The organism is Paenibacillus curdlanolyticus YK9 (assembly GCF_000179615.1).
Taxonomy (GTDB): Bacteria; Bacillota; Bacilli; order Paenibacillales; family Paenibacillaceae; genus Paenibacillus_T; species Paenibacillus_T curdlanolyticus.
On the sequence record NZ_AEDD01000004.1, the window covers coordinates 474,524 to 491,668 of the forward strand.

Consider the following 17,145-nt stretch of genomic DNA (forward strand, 5'->3'; position numbering starts at 1 on the left):
ATCGTTGGAACGGCGAATGAAGACACGTGTGCCAAGCGCGTGCTTCAAATTTTTGCGATCGATATCGCCCATATTGTTAAGCGTACAGTTCTGTACGGTTACGCCAGCAAGCTCGACAGGTTCGACGCGGGCGACTGGGGTGATTTTGCCGGTACGGCCCACTTCCCATGATACAGACTCCAGCACGGTTGTCGTCTCTTCCGCTTCGAACTTGAATGCGACAGCCCATCTAGGAAACTTGTCCGTATAGCCTAGCGCCTCTCTCGTCCGCATATCAACGAGCTTAACGACTGCGCCATCGATTAGGTAATCGAGCGTTGGACGCATCTCCGTTACGCGCAGCAGCTCCTCCTCTACGCTTTCCATTGAATCATGATAGGTTACGTATGGATTTACTTTGAACTTGTTTTCTATTAAAAACTGCTGGAGCTGTTGGTGCGTCTTGAACGACACGCCCTCAGCGTGGCCGATATTATAGAAGAAAGCGTTAAGCTTGCGCTCGGCCGTTATTTTAGGATTTTGGTTGCGGAGCGCGCCTGCTGCTGCGTTGCGGGCATTTTTGAGCGGCTCCTCTGCCGTCTGGTTGTAAGCCTCCAACACGGATAAATTCATGATGCCTTCGCCTTGAACCTCTACGATGCCGTCCCGGAAAGGAATCGTCAGCGGTACGGACCGAATCGTCTTCACCTGTGCAAGAATCCCTTCGCCTACCACACCGTTGCCGCGAGTGGCTGCTTGGATAAGCCGGCCGTTCTCATAGGTCAGGTTGAGCGTGAGGCCATCGTATTTGAGCTCAAGCACATAGGAAGGTTCAGGCAGCGGCGTCTCGTCCGGATGCTTGCTGTTCCAATCGTTGATCCCCTTCTGCACCCGTTGGTTCCACGCTCGCAGATCCTCGACATTTTGTGCTTTGTCCAGGCTCCATAGACGTGCGCGGTGACGATGCTGGTCGAAGCCCTTCAGCAGCTCGTTCCCGACACGCTGGGTTGGCGAATGCTCGAGCACGATACCGATCGTTTTTTCTAGCGCAACCAGCTCATCATACAGCTTATCAAACTCCGCATCGCTGATCGTCGGCCGATCCAGCGTGTAATAGCTGTAACTGTGTCGCTCGATCTCATCCGCAAGCTTGCGCATGCGCTCCAACTGCTGGGGGTTGGCGGCAATAGCCGCCTCTTGTTCATTCAGGCGAGATTCCATGGGTATCCCTCTTTCGGCATTCTAAAATGGGCGTGGACGATATCTGGCCGCGCATCTATCTACACTTTTGTAATTGGAGCAAAAGCAGCAAGCAGCTTCTTCACGCCAACAGGCGCTGGGAAGGCGATCTGCAGCTCCGTGTCATTGCCGGCGCCTTTGACCGAGACGATGACACCCTCGCCCCACTTGCCATGGGCGACCTTATCGCCCGTGGTGAACTGTTTCGCCGCGCCGTCTGCCGCGGCTGCTCCGCCCGCCGCCTTGGCGGCGGAATCCAGCGGCGATGTGACGCGCACGCCGCTGCTGCTAGCGCCAGTCACGCCGCCCACCGGGGCGCGGCCGGCGCTTGGGGCGCCTCCGCGGTAACCGAAGCCGCCAGCTTGCGGGGCTCCGGCTGAAGGCGCTGCGGCGCCCCCGCGGCGCGTTGCGGACCAGCCGCCCGCAACGCCGCCGCTGTAGCCAAGGCCGCCGCCGCTGCCGCCGATGCGGCCGGCCGGCGAAGCCATCTGCTTCACGTCCTCCGGAATTTCCATGAGGAAACGGGAAGGCGGGTTGGTCGCGGTGCGTCCGAACAGTGTACGCATGCGAGCGCATAGCAGATAGAGGCGCTTCTCGGCGCGCGTAATGCCTACGTACGCGAGACGCCTTTCTTCCTCAAGTTCCTCATTGTCCATGAAAGCACGGCTATGCGGGAATACACTTTCCTCCATCCCGATGATGAAGACGACCGGGAACTCCAGTCCCTTCGCGCTATGCATCGTCATGAGAACGACAGCATCCTGAGGCTGCCCGTTCTCTTCTTCCTTGTTCATCGAGTCAATATCTGCAATAAGGGCCAAATCGGTTAAGAAGGCAACCAACGATTTGTCTTCGTTATTTTTCTCGAATTCCAACGTAACAGACAGGAACTCCTCGATATTCTCGACCCGCGCCTTCGACTCCAGCGTATTCTCGCGCTGCAGCTCCAGCCGGTATTCCGACATTTCGAGTACCTTCTCCGTTAGCTCTGTGACAGACAAATAGTCGACCATTCGCGTCAGATTCGTAATCATATCGCGGAATTGGACAAGCGCTGCGCGCGTTTTCCCTGCAACGTCCAATCCCCCGAATTCATCAAGCGTCCCAAGCGCAGCATGCATCGAGATACCGCGTCGTGCGGCTTCCTCGGCGATTTTGCCGACGGTCGTGTCGCCAATGCCCCGCTTCGGCACGTTGATAATGCGAGTAAGGCTGATGTCGTCGTCCGGATTAGAAATGAGACGCAAATAAGCAAGCAGGTCCTTGATCTCTTTGCGATCATAGAACTTGACGCCGCCTACGATTTGATAAGGAATATCCGACTTGATCAAAATTTCCTCGATTACCCGCGACTGCGCATTGGTCCGGTACAAAATCGCATGATCCGCATATTTGCGGCCTTCCTTGTAATGCTTGCCGATCTCTCCTGTAACAAAGTAGCCTTCATCATGCTCCGAATCCGCCTGATAGATCGAGATCGCGTCACCAGCGCCTTGGTCTGTCCACAGCCGCTTCGGCTTGCGCCCGGTGTTGTTGCCGATAACTGCGTTCGCTGCATTCAAGATGTTCGACGTCGAACGATAGTTCTGCTCGAGTAAGATCGTTTTGGATTCCGGATAGTCCTGCTCGAAATTCAGAATGTTCGTAATGTCCGCGCCGCGCCAACGATAAATCGACTGGTCGCTGTCGCCGACCACGCAAATATTGTGATGCTTATCCGCCAGCATGCGGCACAGCATGTACTGCGCCCGGTTCGTATCTTGATACTCGTCTACATGGAGGAAGCGGAACTTGTTCTGATAAAATTGAAGCACGTCCGGCTCATCGGTAAACAGCTTGATCGTGGTCATGATCAGGTCATCGAAGTCCAACGAATTGTTGGCGCGCAGCCGCTTCTGATACTGCTCATAGACGTTTGCCGCAATCTGCTCGAAATAGTCTCCGACTTTAGCCGCGAACCGCTCTGGCGAAAGCAATTCATTCTTAGCGCTGGAAATAGCCGCTTGGATTGTTTTCGGCTCAATCTTTTTCGTATCGATATTCTGTTCCTTCATAATGGTGCGAATAACGGACAGCTGGTCGCCGGAATCCAAAATGGAGAAGCTGGACGTAAATCCGATCCGGCTAATATCCTTGCGCAAAATCCGTACGCACATGGAGTGGAACGTCGAAACCCAGATGTCGCTGCCGGACGGCCCGACCAGCTTGGCTACCCGATCCTGCATCTCGCGCGCCGCTTTATTCGTAAATGTAATCGCGAGAATGCTCCATGGCGCTACCCGTTTCTTCTCAATTAAATAAGCGATGCGGTGCGTCAGCACGCGCGTCTTGCCGCTGCCCGCTCCCGCCATAATAAGCAATGGCCCTTCCGTCGCCTGAACGGCCGCTTGCTGCTGAGGGTTCAATTTGGCTACAGCAGCATCGATATCCATATGGTTAAACATCATTTTTATACGTAACTCCTTTGCCATTGGCTAGGCTCTCAAGCCGACGATGCGGCCGCGCAACTCGACGTTTGATCAGCTCCAAAAATGGAGGCGCCGAAGGCGTCGTTCGCAAGCGTGTTCGCATCGTTGTTCGCCTGTGTATGTCTAGTCTAGTCAACCGCGCGCGCAGTGTCAATTTCCAAATAAAAAAGCAGCGGAACCATCGGAACCTGCTGCCTTATTGCTCTCCATTATTCAAATGGCGTATTATGAACGGCTTGCACCGTCGATAGCGCCGCCTGCAAATCGCTGTATAGAATATTGCCGACAACGACCGTGTGCGCGGCTCTCGCCGCCTCAGCCGCCCGCTCCGCATTATCGATGCCGCCGCCATAAATGACCCTTGCTTGCGACACCGTCTCGGAAGCCATCCGGACGAGCGACATGTCGCCGAACGTTCCACTGTACTCCAAGTAAATCGTAGGCATTCGCATTAAACGATCAGCGAGCTGGACAAGCGCGATGACCTCCGCCTGCTCCAGCTCCGTGCGGGCGCCGCTCACATGGGCAGCTGTCGCATCTTTATTTAATATGATATAGCCTTCGCCAGCTGTAACATCCCACGGGATGAGGCTGCCAAACTCCTTCATCGCTTCAGCCTGCCTGCCGATTAGCCATTGCGCATCATCCGTATTCAATACTAGCGGCACAAAATAGTAATCAAAGCCCGGCACCGCAGCCTCCAGGCTCGTCACTTCCAGCACGCAATCTACCGCGTACCGGCGAATGCGCGACATCAGTTCTACCGTGTTATCAAATGTAATGCCGCTTGAACCGCCGACCATAATGGCATCTGTGCCGGACATGCAAATGGCATCAAGCGCCTCATCCGTAATCTCGCGATCCGGGTCGAGCTTGAATACATGCCGCCAGCCGGCGTACCACGCCCCGTCCATCCTGTCACGCTCCTGCCCTTATCATGTAATGACAACAGTCTAGGGCAATGGCTGTCCGGCTGTCAAACCGCGGCGCGGCGGATCGAACTAATCAACTCCCTCGCCGACCGTTAACCCAAGCATTGCAGAGATCGGCTTCAGCACGACGCCAACCCAGTAGACGGTCGTTAATGACTCTGCGAAAGACCCGTTCATCGCGATCCCAATCGCCATGAAAGAAGACCAAGCGAGCAGGAAGAAGAACACCGCAAAATCGCGATACCATTTCTTGCGAATCAGCGGACCGCCGACTAAAACCATCAGGGCAGCGAAAACAACGATAATCGCAGCAGCGGGGTATGGCATTGATCGGTTATCCTCCTTTCTCTTTGTTGGTCAAGTACTGGAAGGACTTGTTGCTCAGGCCCATGCGTGCGATCCGAAGATCAACGTTGACTTCCAGCTGCGCCGTTATGAACGTGCGACTCCACTCCTTGCTCCATTGCTTCTTCCACATCTTCGGATATTTGCGATGCGCCTTCTCCGCTGCGCCAAACAAATCCGTCTCGAGCTGCTGGCCGCGCGACCAGGCATCTAGCATAATGGATCTAATATGTTGTTCTGCCGTTTTCTCAATCAGGCTAATGGTTTCAGGCTTGTACAGGTTTTCCGAACAGCTCGATTCCGTTAAGGACCCTGAGGCTTGCACGATAGCCGAGTAGGCCAACTGTCCATCCTTAAGCACCGGCTTCAGCTTCGTGGACGATCTTAAAATTTGGATCGTATCATACTGATTCGCCCCATTCTCGCTGCCGCAAGGAACAACCAAGCTTGCTTGCTGCACCGAATTTCGCAAATACGAGGCGCCCAACGATTGTTTCCGAGTCATCCAGCCGACCATTTTGCCATTATGCAAAACGGCCAAACGCCCCAGCTTTAGCTTCGACTGCGTTGCGATCTGAGCTAATGACTGCAAGGATGAGGTATCCCCGCTGCCCGAGATGTAGATCTCCGGCAATACGGTGCTCTTGGCTTCGCCGGAAAGGTCCATCGCGACTTGATACACCTTCATGTTAGGCAAGACCGACGTATTTTTCGTTTCGGATAGAATGATATCCTTTAAGCCTTCGCCCGGTATGATCTGCAATTGCATAAATTGCTCCAGCACCCGTCGCGCTGTACCTGGGGTTATAAGCATGCTTACTGTCTCGCGGGGACCGGCATTTCGAAAATACACATCAATTAGTTCTTCGAAACCGCGTCGAGCTACGTCCTCGCTAAGGATAACCACCCTGTTATGCGCAAAAAACAGCTTGCGGGGACTTTCGGAATAGCTCTGCATCATCGCTCCGCGGATCGTTTTGCCCTTGGTTGAATACACGATGACAGGCGATTTGGCCGTTCCGCCGCCAACCGTCCCGACGCCTGCCGAAATCGAGGCTGGTATGACGACCTGATACGTGACAATCCATTGCTTGCCATCCCAATCGATGCCTGTCGCCGAAGTGATTCCCAGCTCGTTCAGTTCGATTCGATTCCAACAGCCCGTCGTCATAAGCAGCATCCCGAACAGTAATGCAGCGAATAAGATATTGCGCAGCCATTTATTCAAGTTCACGGAGCCTGCGCCCCTTTCTTGCCGCTACGGCCCCTCGTGGCCAATAAGCCCAGCCCGATTGCGACAGGCATCCCGATATTGAACAAAAACAAGAAGGGCACCGCTCCAATCGAACCAAGGAACCCGATCTCGGCATTCCTTGGCCACGCTGCTACCGACGTAACAATAGCAAGCATGCTTATGCCGATCAGCACGTGCCGGCTGGTACGCGTATGAAGCGCATGAGACAAGCATTGTACGGCGGCAAACAAAAACACAGCCATTTTGATATACATGGTCATGCCCCACACGGACACGGTAAAAATCTCGATCCGTTCCAAAAACTTGCCGACCTCTACAATGCCGACCATATTGAAAAACGGGTACGACATCATTGGGACGAGTCTCGGGCCGAAGATGGATATGGCCATGACGGTGACCAGAACTATCAGGACAGCGCTGCTAAGCACGCCAATCAAGCTCAATCGGACAAGCGCAACAGGCTTTTTGATATAAGGCGACAGGATAAACAGGATAGAAACCTCCGACAGCCAACCGAACGGCGTAATCGATGCCGACGCAATATTGATCGGGTCAGTATCCAATAAAGGCAGCAGCCGCTTCAAATTCATATCTGCAAAGTTGATGGCAACCGAAAAGGGGATAACGATTGTAAGCAGCAGCATTACAACAGTGGAGGAACGAGCGATTGCTTCTAAGCCGTGAGCTACCGTAAATGCCGTCACCGCCACTATAATGCCGACCAGCATAATTAAAGGCGTCTCATCCAGCACCATATCCCCCGTAAAATTGGCGAACTGTCTGGCAATCAAACAGAAAGCATTAAAATAATAGAGGCAGAATAACATTCCGATAACGATGCCAATCGGCTTGCCAAACCGGTTCTCCATCCAAACGACGAACGGCTGTCCAGGATTAGCCTTGCAAATCAAAGCGATAAATATAGCGATAAACATGCTCGCAATGCCAGCGAGGATGCCGGACAGCCATGCGCCATTGTGAGCTTGGCCAATCATTACCCCAGGTATCGTCAGCACGGCTGTTGGCGTTATCGCATTATTTATCAGACTAACCGTCTGCAAGCTTGAAATGGCAGGCTTCATGACTCAAGCTCCCTCCTGATCAGGATCGGGTATCTGGCCTCCGCCCACCCTCGTTTTGTTGTGCGGAGAAGCAATGCCTCTGGGCCGATTACGCATCGCCCACCACGGGACGCGTACAATGACATCTTTCAGATTGCCCGGAATAAGCGGCGCTATCGGCAGCAAGTAAGGCTTTCCGAACGAGCGCAGGCTGCACAAATGGGCAAGCACCATCATCAAACCGGACATAATGCCGAACAGCCCGAATGTTCCGCCTAGAAGCATGAGCAGGAAGCGGATGAGCCGCGCTGCGATTCCCATATTCACAGCTGGAATGACAAAGCTGGCAATGGCCGTAAATGACACGACGATAACCATAGCTGCCGATACGAGTCCGGCTTGAACGGCAGCTTGGCCAAGTACGAGCGCGCCTACGATCGAAATCGCAGGGCCGATGATGCGCGGCATCCGAACGCCCGCCTCGCGCAAAATCTCAAACGTAATTTCCATCAGAAACGCTTCGACAAGCGCCGGAAACGGCACGCCTTCACGCTGTGCAGCCAGGCTGATGAGCAGCGACGTCGGGAGCATTTCCTGATGAAAGGTTGTAATCGCGATATAAAGCGACGGCAATAGCATCGAAATGAAGAACGATGTGAATCGAATGAGCCGCAGAAAAGTGGCAATGTCATATCGCTGATAGTAATCCTCACTGGATTGAAAAAACTTGACGAAGGTGACCGGCGCGATGAGCACGAACGGCGTACCCGACACCATAATGATCACTTGGCCTTCAAGAATGCTGGCGCATGCTGTATCCGGGCGCTCCGTATTCTGGATCAGCGGAAACGGCGTGAACGCCTTGTCTTGAATAAATTCCTCGATATAGCCGCTTTCCAGTATGCCGTCGATTTCAATCGCGTCTATTCGCCTGTGCACTTCCTTCACGACATCCGCTTGGGCGATGCCCTGCAGATAGACAACTGCAATATTGGTGCGCGTCTCTCGGCCCACGATTTTATAATCCATACGGAGGTTTGGGGACTTAATGATTTTGCGGACGAGCGCTGTGTTGATACGCAAGTTTTCGGTAAAACCTTCCTTAGGCCCACGAACGACCGTCTGGGAGCTCGGCTCTTCAACCGCTCTGCTTTCTCCCCCTGTCGTATCGATAAGAATCGCGCGCAAGCTTCCCTCTACGACGATGATTGAGCCGCCCTCCAGCATCGCGTAGCCCGCTTCTTCGACGGTAGTTAAGGGACGAATTTTGCCTACCGCGATAGATCTGTCGGTCAGATGCCGATATAAATCGCTGCCTCCCCCGCCATCCGCCTGTCGGTTCGCATCTTCCAACAGCCCGAGCAGCATCGTGCTGATGGTAGAGCCGTCGACGATGCCATCGATATAGAGCAGTGCATACCGCTGATCCTGGAACGAGCGATGGGTCAACGTACGACATACGATATCTGCTCCGCCGCCTAGAAAACGATGGATCCGCTCAATATTTAATTCGAAATCCATCAACAGCACTTGCTCGGCATGCTTGCTCTGTTCCACAGGAGGGCGATTTCCCGCTTCTTCGGGAGCCTGCTCATGATCGTTATCGTTGGGCATGGTTAGGTTCCTCACTAGGTTATGGCCTTAGCGTTCCTTGGTAGTTCTAACCCCCGTCCTTATTCGCATTACGAGGAGAAGAAGAATCGGAATAGCAATTTGAAAAATCGGAAAGTGATATCGCAAATTTTGTTCAAATCCAAAGTTGACCTGTTGCATATAGCTTCTAAACGACAAGGAACCTATGAAGATTCCGATGCCGACTGGAATAGCCGCAATGCGGAGCGAAATACCGAACAAGTACGCAAACGCAAGCGAAGCACCCAAATAATAAGCCGTCAGCTTCACGTACACGGCGGAGAACAAGAGCAAGGAAACGATCGGATCAATCCGTTCGAAAATATTGCCGATATCAATAAAATTCGTCGCCTGCAGCAGCGGGACTGTACTCCAGTTGGCGAATGAACCAAGACTTGCAATCGTAATGACGTTCATCACCGTAATAAACACACCCGCGAACAAATAGCCTTTGACCGTCATCCGAACAACTTGGCTGAATTCACTTGTTTCGGTATACCGCCAGAACATGAGAAACAGCGTCATTTCTCCAAACGGAAACGAAATAATTTCGGGTATCGCCGCATCCCACACCGGCTTGAAGCCTTGATCGAGCATCGGGGTCAGTCGACTAAAGTCAATCACCCCTGCACCGATCAACAGGCAGAAAAGGAACACGTAAATGAGCAGCAGTATCGGCAGCAGTACCTCCGCCATCCGAAAAAACACGCCTGGTCCCCCTACGACCGCATACGCACTGATCAGGCAGATCATCAGAACAAGGATGGACAGAGGCGTATCCGAAAGCAGAAACATGATAGATAAATCTGCGAATTCTCGTACATTTCGAATCGACTTGTAGCTGTAGTAAACCACATACATTAAACCGAACGCGAAGCCTGCGATTCGCCCAAAGTACAGCTTGAAGATCTCGATCAGATTCCGATTAGGCTCCAGCTTCTGAATATGCAGCGTCACAAAGCTTAATAGCAGCAGACCAGCCATTACTCCGATACATACGGACATCCAGGCATCCCGTTCAGCAGTGCCTCCCAGTAGAAATAAAGAGGAACTGCCGATCAGAAACAGGATGACCGTCGATGCCAGCTGTCTCGGCGTGATCACGGCACTCCCTCCACGAGGTAGGTTTAATTTCTTCTTTTACCATTCCCTTCTAGTTGTAAAATGATGCAAAAAAAAAAAATCGGGCTACCCCCCTGATGGAGAATAGCCCGACTTTATTTTCAATCTTTATTTCACTAACTGCCCGCGAGTGACACCTAGCTGGTTGATCGCTTTGAGACTGCGCCATACTTGCGTGCCGCTCACGCGGCCCTCTAACGCCTGCTCGTAGAGATCCATAACCTCGCGTACCTTCTCGCCCGATTCCTCAAGGAATTCGATACGGAAAACCCGCACGCCCAGATCGATAAAGTGGCTCAAATACTCCGCGCCCGACTGCTCGATTGCATTGTAAACGGTGTTCCGGCAGCCTTCATCAACGCGAACCGGATGCGACATCCCGATCCGATCTTGAAGCGATGCCCGCTTCTCCTCGCATGGGCGTCCGCAGTTCGTGAAATCCGTGCCTTCGCTCATGAACGTGCAATATACGCAATGCTCTGTATGGAACATCGGCAAATGCTGATGGAGCACGACCTCCACTTTAGACGTATCCGAACGGCCGAGAAGATCGACCATTTGTTGAATGTTCAAATCATACGACGGCGTCACAAGATCGCAGCCGACCTCCGTGAAGACGTTAACCGCCTTATGGTTAGCAATATTAAGCGAGAAATCGCCAATCAGCTGCGGGAATGGCTCGTCAGGCGCCTGACTTGCTTTGGCACGCAGATAGTAATAGAGCGCCCCTGTATTGCGAACGAGTACGGCATCCGGCTTTAGCTTCAGAATGTTGGCATGGTAGCCATTCTCATTCGGCATATGAATCCGCGGCGTCGCAAGCGCAATCGGCTTGCCCGCAGCACGTGCTATCGCAATGGCTGCCGGGAACTGCTTAATAAACTCGAAGTCCGCATAAATCATCGTCGCATTCGTTTCCACTGCAGCTTCGACCTGCTCCAGCGTGCGGCATAGCACCGTCAGTTGCGGCTTCGTTCCGATGACAACGTCATCCGCACCTTGTTCCGTGGCCAGCGGCTTCGCATCAGCGAAAATATCCACGCGGTTCTTAATGTAGACGGGCGGCTTCGGCCGCTCTTCCGCTAACTGCTCAACCGCTTCCCGGCGCATCCGGTTCAGCTCGCGTACCGGCACGATAAGGTCGCCCTCCAGCTCATTGTCGAGCTTCTCCAATTGGAACAGCGTTCCGCCTAGCCGGCCGAGCTGATCCTCCAGCAGCGCTTGGTCCATCGGACGCTTGAGCGCCACCTCCAATGGCAGCTCCGAGACGACTTCCACCGTCGTCCCTTTTTGCACATCGGTCCACCACGTACGCATCGGCTCGCCAGCTTTGCCAGCTACCTTCACATGCATAGGGAATACGCGATAAGGCTTATCCGTCTCAAAGGTTGCGCGCAAGCGCTTGTCGAGCGCGGGATCGCTTGTCTTCCATACTTTATCGCCGACTTTGACGCGACGCAGATCAACGTCATTGCGTCCTGGCACGATCTCAAGCACGGTTCCCTCTTGCGCTTCGCCTTCGATCTTCACGCCCTGGCGGCGTAAATCATAAACGCGTCCGCCCTCTTCCTTCTTGGTCGGATCGCCGGCGTCGAACACGATGCCGTCTCCGCGCTTCAACGGCGCATCGATGCGGCAAATGATCGCGTCACGCAGCACGCGTTCTACGCGGCCAAGGTATACGCCGCGGCTCTTCGGAAATGTTCCATCGACGAGCTGCTTGTTGTTCGTTCCTTTAAGGAAGCCATGCGTGAAGCCGCGCGAAAAGCTTTGCTGAAGCTCGCGAACCTCTTCCTTGGATGGCTGTGCATTGTTGCCGTCAAAGTAGTTATCGATGACGCGGCGATATTTGCTCACCACGTTCGCTACGTACTCCGGACTCTTCAGCCGGCCTTCAATCTTAAAGGAAGTAACGCCCGCTTCGATCAGCTCCGGCACGATATCGATCGCTGCCAAATCCTTCGGCGACAGCAGGTAAGCAACGTCTCCCATCGGCTGCTGCACCCCGTCTACCATTAGATCATACGGCAGCCTGCACGCCTGTGCGCATTCCCCGCGGTTGGCCGAGCGCCCGCCCCACATTTCGCTCGTTAAGCACTGTCCCGAATAAGATACGCAGAGCGCACCGTGGACGAACACTTCCATAGGCAGCTTCGCCTGCTCGCCGATCTTCTGAATTTGCTTCAAATTGTTCTCGCGTCCGAGGACGACCCGCTCCATATTGAACGGCTTCGTGAACTCGACTGCCTCAGGCGAGGTAATCGTCATCTGCGTCGACCCGTGTATCGGGAAATCAGGCGACAGCTCGCGAATCAGCTTCACCAGCCCAAGATCCTGCACGATAACAGCGTCCACGCCTGCATCAATGCATGCTTCAATAAGGCGCTTCGCCTCTTCTAATTCATCCTCGAAGACGAGGATATTAAACGTCAGGAAGCCCTTCACCCCGTAGCTATGCAAGAAAGCCATAATTTCCGGGAGCTCATCCATCTGAAAATTGTTAGCGCGAGCCCGCGCATTAAATTTTTCTACACCAAAAAATATAGCGTCTGCGCCATTGGCTACAGCCGCACGCATACAATCCCAATCGCCAGCCGGAGCCAACAGCTCGACATCTCCACGCTTTATTGTCGTCATTCGTTTACGTTCAGCCTCTCTGCTCGTGCCTGTCTTTGCTATCTAGTTTACCAAAGCCGGAGCTAGGATGCCACAGCAGCATACTGGGAACGAAAAAGGAGCGGAGCCCGCTTACGGGCATTCCGCTCCCTGTTTCATTTAGCTTGTAAACGCAAACGACTCTAGCATCGTACGAAGCGTTGCCAGATTTTGCTCTGTCACATTCATATCATAGATAGACGTCGTTATCGAATACAGCTTGCCGTTGCGCTCGATCATATAAACGTCCATCGTGTAAGGCAAGTCGTCGTAATACGACTCCGTCATATAGACAGACAGCTTCCGCCACGTATTGCTGCCGAACTTCACGTCGCCTTCATCCTTCAGCGTGATGTTAGCATCTTCTTCATCCTGCAGATCCTTGATGTCGTTCGTCATTTCTTTAATCGCATCTTGGATCGTCTTACCCTCGTCGATGTCGATAGCGAAATCGCCCATGTCATTCGCGTAGTAAATGGACGGTTTCTCGAAATCCTTTTGGTAACCGGACCAGTCGGACGGGATGGAGACGGTATAGCCATACTTTTTACTCTTCTTCACGAGCAGCTTCGGCGCCTCCAGAAGATCTGTTTCATCTTCGATACTGCTGAAGTTGGCTTCGATATATTTGGTGTCGATGTCCACCGTGCTCATGATTTTGGCAAAAACCTTATCCGCTTCTGCTCCGCCATCCGCAGGCGACGAATAGGAGAACGCATAACGGAACTTGTTCACCACGAGTAGAATTTCGCGCTGCTTCGTCCATTCTTTCTTGTCAAAGGTAACCTCATAGGTCAGAACCTTCGCTGTGCCATCCTTCAGCACGAGCTCCGACTCCGTCATATTGCGGAAGTAATCCTTCGCGATACCCGTCTCGACCCGTTTGCGAATGCGAGACAGCCATTGGTCCAGCGTATCGCCTTCTACCAGGGAAGTCGTTTTGAACATAAGACTCGAATGATCGGCCATATTGTAGTACATTGGCTCCTGTCCGCCGGACCAGCCAACTGGCAATTGCAACACGAGGCCGTAAGCAGGACTCGTCATTTTGACCATGCCGTTGACGACTTTCGATACGTCCTTCAGCTTCTTGTCGGACTTGTCAAAGGAAGGCTTGAAGCTGTCCAGCAGCGTCTGAAGCTGTTTCAGATTGTCTTTGCTGCTCGTCTTCATGCCGCCAATAACCGTGTACAGCTTGCCGTTGCTCTGAAGGCCGCGATATTCATAGAACCAACCCGAGTTATCCTTCGTAATGACGCGCTCGATATTAACGCCGCCGACTACAATCGTCCGCTTATCGATCACCGTCTCATAGTCGCTATACATCAGCAGCTCTTCGCGAATTTCCTCTTTCGAAAGCTCGCTCTCCATGTCGTCGACTGCTACGAAAATCATTTTGAGATCCTGCACATCTCTCCAAGTAGAGACGTTGCCGCTGGCGCTCTGATTCACTAGCGTCAGGCCGCTCGGGTAATTCATCGACCAGCCATAGTAGCTGTCGCCTACTTTGGACTTGCCTGCATCTGGATTGATGCCGCTGCCTGTACCGCCGTTGCCGCTTGCTTTCATGCCTGTAATCGTAATCACGCTGCCGTTCACGCTAAGCGTCGCTCCGAAAGCAGAAGCAATAACGCGAAGAGGCACCATCGTTACGCCGTTTACGACCTTCGGCGCAGCAGTCAGCACAACGTCTTTGCCGTTTACTTTCACGGTTTTACTGCCAAGCGTCAGCACAACCGTCGTGCCGTTATAGGTTAATGTGATAATTTTGTTATTTTCCAGCTTCAAGCCGGCGCCGAACGCCTTCGTAATGACGCTGAGCGGCACCATCGTCGTGCCGTTCTCCTGAATCGGCTTCTGAATGGTGGAATTGACTCCGTTGACTGTAAGCGTGGAGCTTCCCACCGATAGCTTGATGTTGACGTTAGGCTCAGCTGCGCTTGCTGCGGCAGGAAGCACCCCCAAGAGCAAGACTGCTGCCATGAGCAGAATAAACAAACGTTTCATTTTCTTCTCTCTCCTCAGATGTGTCAGGTAATAGGTGTATGTGTATGTGCGGTTAGTTGGCAACGACTTCGCTAAGCGTCAGCTTCTTGGTGACCAGATCGCCGTCCGATAGCATGGTGACTTCGACTTGCTGCCCTGGCAAATAAGCTTTCAGCAGCTCGTTGATCTCAACGATCGACGTAACCGACTGGCCTGCTACCGAATAAATCAAGTCGCCCGGCTGGATGTTGAGCTTAATCGCAGATGCTCCATATACGTCCGTTACCTTGAGCGGCTCTGTCGTCGGCAGGCCGACGATAGCTGCCCAGCTCTCTTCAAGCTCCACGCCAAGCGACGGACGCTTTACTTTGCCATATTTGAAGAACTGGCCGACAACGTAGCGCACCGTGTCCGTTGGAATTGAGAAGCCCAAGCTCTCGATATCATCGCTGACAAACTTCATCGAATTAATGCCGATAACTTCGCCCTTCATATTCACAAGCGGTCCCCCGCTGTTGCCCGGATTAATAGCCGCGTCCGTCTGCAGCAGCTTGTATGCCGATGCAATCGATCGATTCATGCCGCTCAAAATGCCCGATGATGCCGTGTTGCGAAGCGTAAACGAGACTGGCGTTCCGATCGCCACAACTCCCTCGCCCACTTGCAGCTTGAGCGGTGCTGGAGCAAATGTCGCCGGCTTCAAGTTCGTCGCATTGATCTTGACCATCGCCAAATCGCTCGCTTCATCATAATGCGTCTTCTTGCCGGCAAACTGCTTGCCGTCGGCAGTCACGACCGTGATGTTGCTCATGCCTTTCACGACATGGGCATTCGTCACGATCCAGCCGTCGGATTTCCAAATAACCCCGGTACCGTGCGCCAATGCGTAACGGTCGCTCGATCCAGCATCATCAGGCTTGCCAATGATCGCAACAACCGACGGTGATACTTTCTTGACAACCTCCGGAATTTCCGAGGAAGCCGTATACGTGTACGTGCCGTTTTGCGCGTTATAGGTCCCTGTACCCCCCAATGCGGCTGTCATAGCACTTGCTTTGACATACACTTCCCCGCCGATCATTTTGGCTGGCAACGAAGTAGCGGAACCTCCGTTTCCTGCTGCAATTGCAGTGCCCGTCAGCAGCAGCAGGCCTGCCATCATGCCTCCAGCAAGCCTCAACCATTTTTTAGCCATGGTATTCCTTCCCCCGATGTCTTTAATCTGAATCCCATTCCAATTATTGTGAAATAATTACACACTTTCTTTGATACAAAAGTAGTAGGGTTTCATTCCTATTATCGGTCTGCTTCCAAGGAAATTTGAGGGATTTGTAAATGTGGAGCCGCTTACACACTTTTTGTCCACTTATTATGTAATTTAGCTATTTGAACCGGTGTCGGTTATGTTTGTCCGACCGCCCATGGTATAATCGTGCTACCTGCAGATTCACTCTGCGACTCTATTTGGTGGAGGTTTGTCCCGACTATGAAACTTGGCGTATTTTCGGTTCTCTTCGCACAAAAATCGTTCGAAGAAGCTCTTGATTACATCGCTTCCAAAGGTCTCGAGGCAATCGAGATCGGCACAGGCGGCTACCCTGGCAACGCACACTGCGACCCAGACGTGCTGCTCGCAGATGAAAGCAAGCTTCGTGCATTCAAGCATGCGGTGGAATCCCGCGGCCTGATCATCAGCGCGCTCAGCTGCCATGCGAACCCGCTTCACCCGCAAAAAGACCTGGCTGCTGCTGACGATGCGATCATCCGTAAAACGATCGAATTGGCAAACCGCCTTGAAGTGCCTGTCGTAAACACGTTCTCGGGTTGCCCAGGCGACCATGAGGGCGCCAAATACCCGAACTGGCCGGTTGCTCCTTGGCCAAACGACTATCAAGACATTCTCAAATGGCAATGGGAAGAGAAAGTTATCCCGTACTGGACTGAGATCGCGAAGCTGGCTGAAGCTAACAATGTGAAAATCGGCTTGGAGCTGCATGGCGGCTTCTCCGTGCACAGCCCTGCGACGCTGCTCCGCCTTCGTGAAGCAGCTGGCCCAGCAATCGGCGCTAACCTTGACCCGAGCCACATGTGGTGGCAAGGAATCGATCCGGTTCAAGCGGTTCGCATCCTCGGCCGTGCAGGCGCAATTCACCACTTCCATGCGAAAGACACGACGATCGATCCGATCAACGTCAACATGCATGGCGTTACGGATATGCAATCGTACGCGCTCATGCTTGACCGTGCATGGCAGTTCCGTACGGTTGGCTTCGGCCATGACATGAAAACATGGGCAGACATCATTAGCGAGCTTCGCCTTGTTGGCTACGATTATGTCGTCAGCATCGAGCATGAAGACGGCCTGATGTCCGTAGACGAAGGCTTCACGAAAGCTGTTTCGAATCTGCAACAAGTACTGATCCGCGAGCCGCTCGGCGACATGTGGTGGGTATAAAAGAATAACAAAAAGC

The 17,145-nt window shown here is 53.1% G+C and carries 12 protein-coding genes (1 of these 12 running past the window's edge); 1 reads left to right on the plus strand and 11 read right to left on the minus strand.

From position 1 onward, the window contains the following. The 11 genes from ligA to PAECUDRAFT_RS10105 all read right to left on the minus strand — a co-directional run. On the minus strand, positions 1 to 1,200 hold the 5' portion of the coding sequence (ligA, locus tag PAECUDRAFT_RS10055) for an NAD-dependent DNA ligase LigA (RefSeq protein WP_006038008.1). 870 nt of this gene lie to the left of the window's left edge; 1,200 of the gene's 2,070 nt are visible here — the first part of the coding sequence; the start codon lies at positions 1,198 to 1,200; the stop codon falls past the left edge of the window. A 59-nt stretch (positions 1,201 to 1,259) separates the two neighbouring features. After that, positions 1,260 to 3,662, minus strand: a complete 2,403-nt coding sequence (gene pcrA, locus PAECUDRAFT_RS10060) for a DNA helicase PcrA (protein WP_040712104.1) — start codon at positions 3,660 to 3,662, stop codon at positions 1,260 to 1,262. 233 nt (positions 3,663 to 3,895) lie between these two features. Further along, positions 3,896 to 4,600 carry a heptaprenylglyceryl phosphate synthase gene (gene pcrB / locus PAECUDRAFT_RS10065; RefSeq protein ID WP_006038010.1) on the minus strand — a complete coding sequence of 235 codons (705 nt, stop codon included), beginning with the start codon at positions 4,598 to 4,600 and terminating at the stop codon, positions 3,896 to 3,898. An 87-nt stretch (positions 4,601 to 4,687) separates the two neighbouring features. Next, positions 4,688 to 4,945: a hypothetical protein gene (locus tag PAECUDRAFT_RS10070; RefSeq protein WP_006038011.1), complete on the minus strand. Its 258-nt coding sequence runs from the start codon at positions 4,943 to 4,945 to the stop codon at positions 4,688 to 4,690. 7 nt (positions 4,946 to 4,952) lie between these two features. Further along, positions 4,953 to 6,197: a Ger(x)C family spore germination protein gene (locus PAECUDRAFT_RS10075; protein ID WP_006038012.1), complete on the minus strand. Its 1,245-nt coding sequence runs from the start codon at positions 6,195 to 6,197 to the stop codon at positions 4,953 to 4,955. Continuing rightward, complete coding sequence (locus PAECUDRAFT_RS10080; RefSeq protein WP_006038013.1) at positions 6,194 to 7,300, minus strand: GerAB/ArcD/ProY family transporter; 1,107 nt, start codon at positions 7,298 to 7,300, stop codon at positions 6,194 to 6,196. Before PAECUDRAFT_RS10080 ends, PAECUDRAFT_RS10075 begins: the two co-directional genes overlap by 4 nt. A gap of 3 nt (positions 7,301 to 7,303) precedes the next feature. Further along, positions 7,304 to 8,893, minus strand: coding sequence for a spore germination protein (locus tag PAECUDRAFT_RS10085; RefSeq protein ID WP_006038014.1), 1,590 nt, complete (start codon positions 8,891 to 8,893; stop codon positions 7,304 to 7,306). A 27-nt stretch (positions 8,894 to 8,920) separates the two neighbouring features. Then, the gene (locus PAECUDRAFT_RS10090; RefSeq protein WP_006038015.1) at positions 8,921 to 10,015 is read right to left on the minus strand and encodes a GerAB/ArcD/ProY family transporter; all 1,095 of its coding nucleotides are present in this window, start codon (positions 10,013 to 10,015) and stop codon (positions 8,921 to 8,923) included. Between the two features lie 126 nt (positions 10,016 to 10,141). After that, complete coding sequence (locus PAECUDRAFT_RS10095) at positions 10,142 to 12,670, minus strand: U32 family peptidase (protein WP_006038016.1); 2,529 nt, start codon at positions 12,668 to 12,670, stop codon at positions 10,142 to 10,144. Between the two features lie 138 nt (positions 12,671 to 12,808). Further along, positions 12,809 to 14,695: a copper amine oxidase gene (locus PAECUDRAFT_RS10100; RefSeq protein WP_006038017.1), complete on the minus strand. Its 1,887-nt coding sequence runs from the start codon at positions 14,693 to 14,695 to the stop codon at positions 12,809 to 12,811. A gap of 52 nt (positions 14,696 to 14,747) precedes the next feature. Next, a complete protein-coding gene (locus PAECUDRAFT_RS10105) occupies positions 14,748 to 15,869 on the minus strand; it encodes a S1C family serine protease (RefSeq protein ID WP_006038018.1) in 1,122 nt (373 codons plus the stop codon). A gap of 291 nt (positions 15,870 to 16,160) precedes the next feature. Here PAECUDRAFT_RS10105 and PAECUDRAFT_RS10110 point away from each other — a divergent pair, with 291 nt between their 5' ends. Then, positions 16,161 to 17,129: a sugar phosphate isomerase/epimerase family protein gene (locus PAECUDRAFT_RS10110; RefSeq protein ID WP_006038019.1), complete on the plus strand. Its 969-nt coding sequence runs from the start codon at positions 16,161 to 16,163 to the stop codon at positions 17,127 to 17,129. The last annotated feature ends 16 nt before the right edge of the window (positions 17,130 to 17,145 follow it).

Coding starts and splice junctions, on each gene's coding strand:
- PAECUDRAFT_RS10070 (WP_006038011.1), bottom strand. CDS start 4,945: ATGCCATACCCCGCTGCTGCGATTATCGTTGTTTTCGCTGCCCTGATG.
- PAECUDRAFT_RS10095 (WP_006038016.1), bottom strand. CDS start 12,670: ATGACGACAATAAAGCGTGGAGATGTCGAGCTGTTGGCTCCGGCTGGC.
- pcrB (WP_006038010.1), bottom strand. CDS start 4,600: ATGGACGGGGCGTGGTACGCCGGCTGGCGGCATGTATTCAAGCTCGAC.
- PAECUDRAFT_RS10110 (WP_006038019.1), top strand. CDS start 16,161: ATGAAACTTGGCGTATTTTCGGTTCTCTTCGCACAAAAATCGTTCGAA.
- PAECUDRAFT_RS10100 (WP_006038017.1), bottom strand. CDS start 14,695: ATGAAACGTTTGTTTATTCTGCTCATGGCAGCAGTCTTGCTCTTGGGG.
- PAECUDRAFT_RS10105 (WP_006038018.1), bottom strand. CDS start 15,869: ATGGCTAAAAAATGGTTGAGGCTTGCTGGAGGCATGATGGCAGGCCTG.
- PAECUDRAFT_RS10080 (WP_006038013.1), bottom strand. CDS start 7,300: ATGAAGCCTGCCATTTCAAGCTTGCAGACGGTTAGTCTGATAAATAAT.
- pcrA (WP_040712104.1), bottom strand. CDS start 3,662: ATGTTTAACCATATGGATATCGATGCTGCTGTAGCCAAATTGAACCCT.
- PAECUDRAFT_RS10085 (WP_006038014.1), bottom strand. CDS start 8,893: ATGCCCAACGATAACGATCATGAGCAGGCTCCCGAAGAAGCGGGAAAT.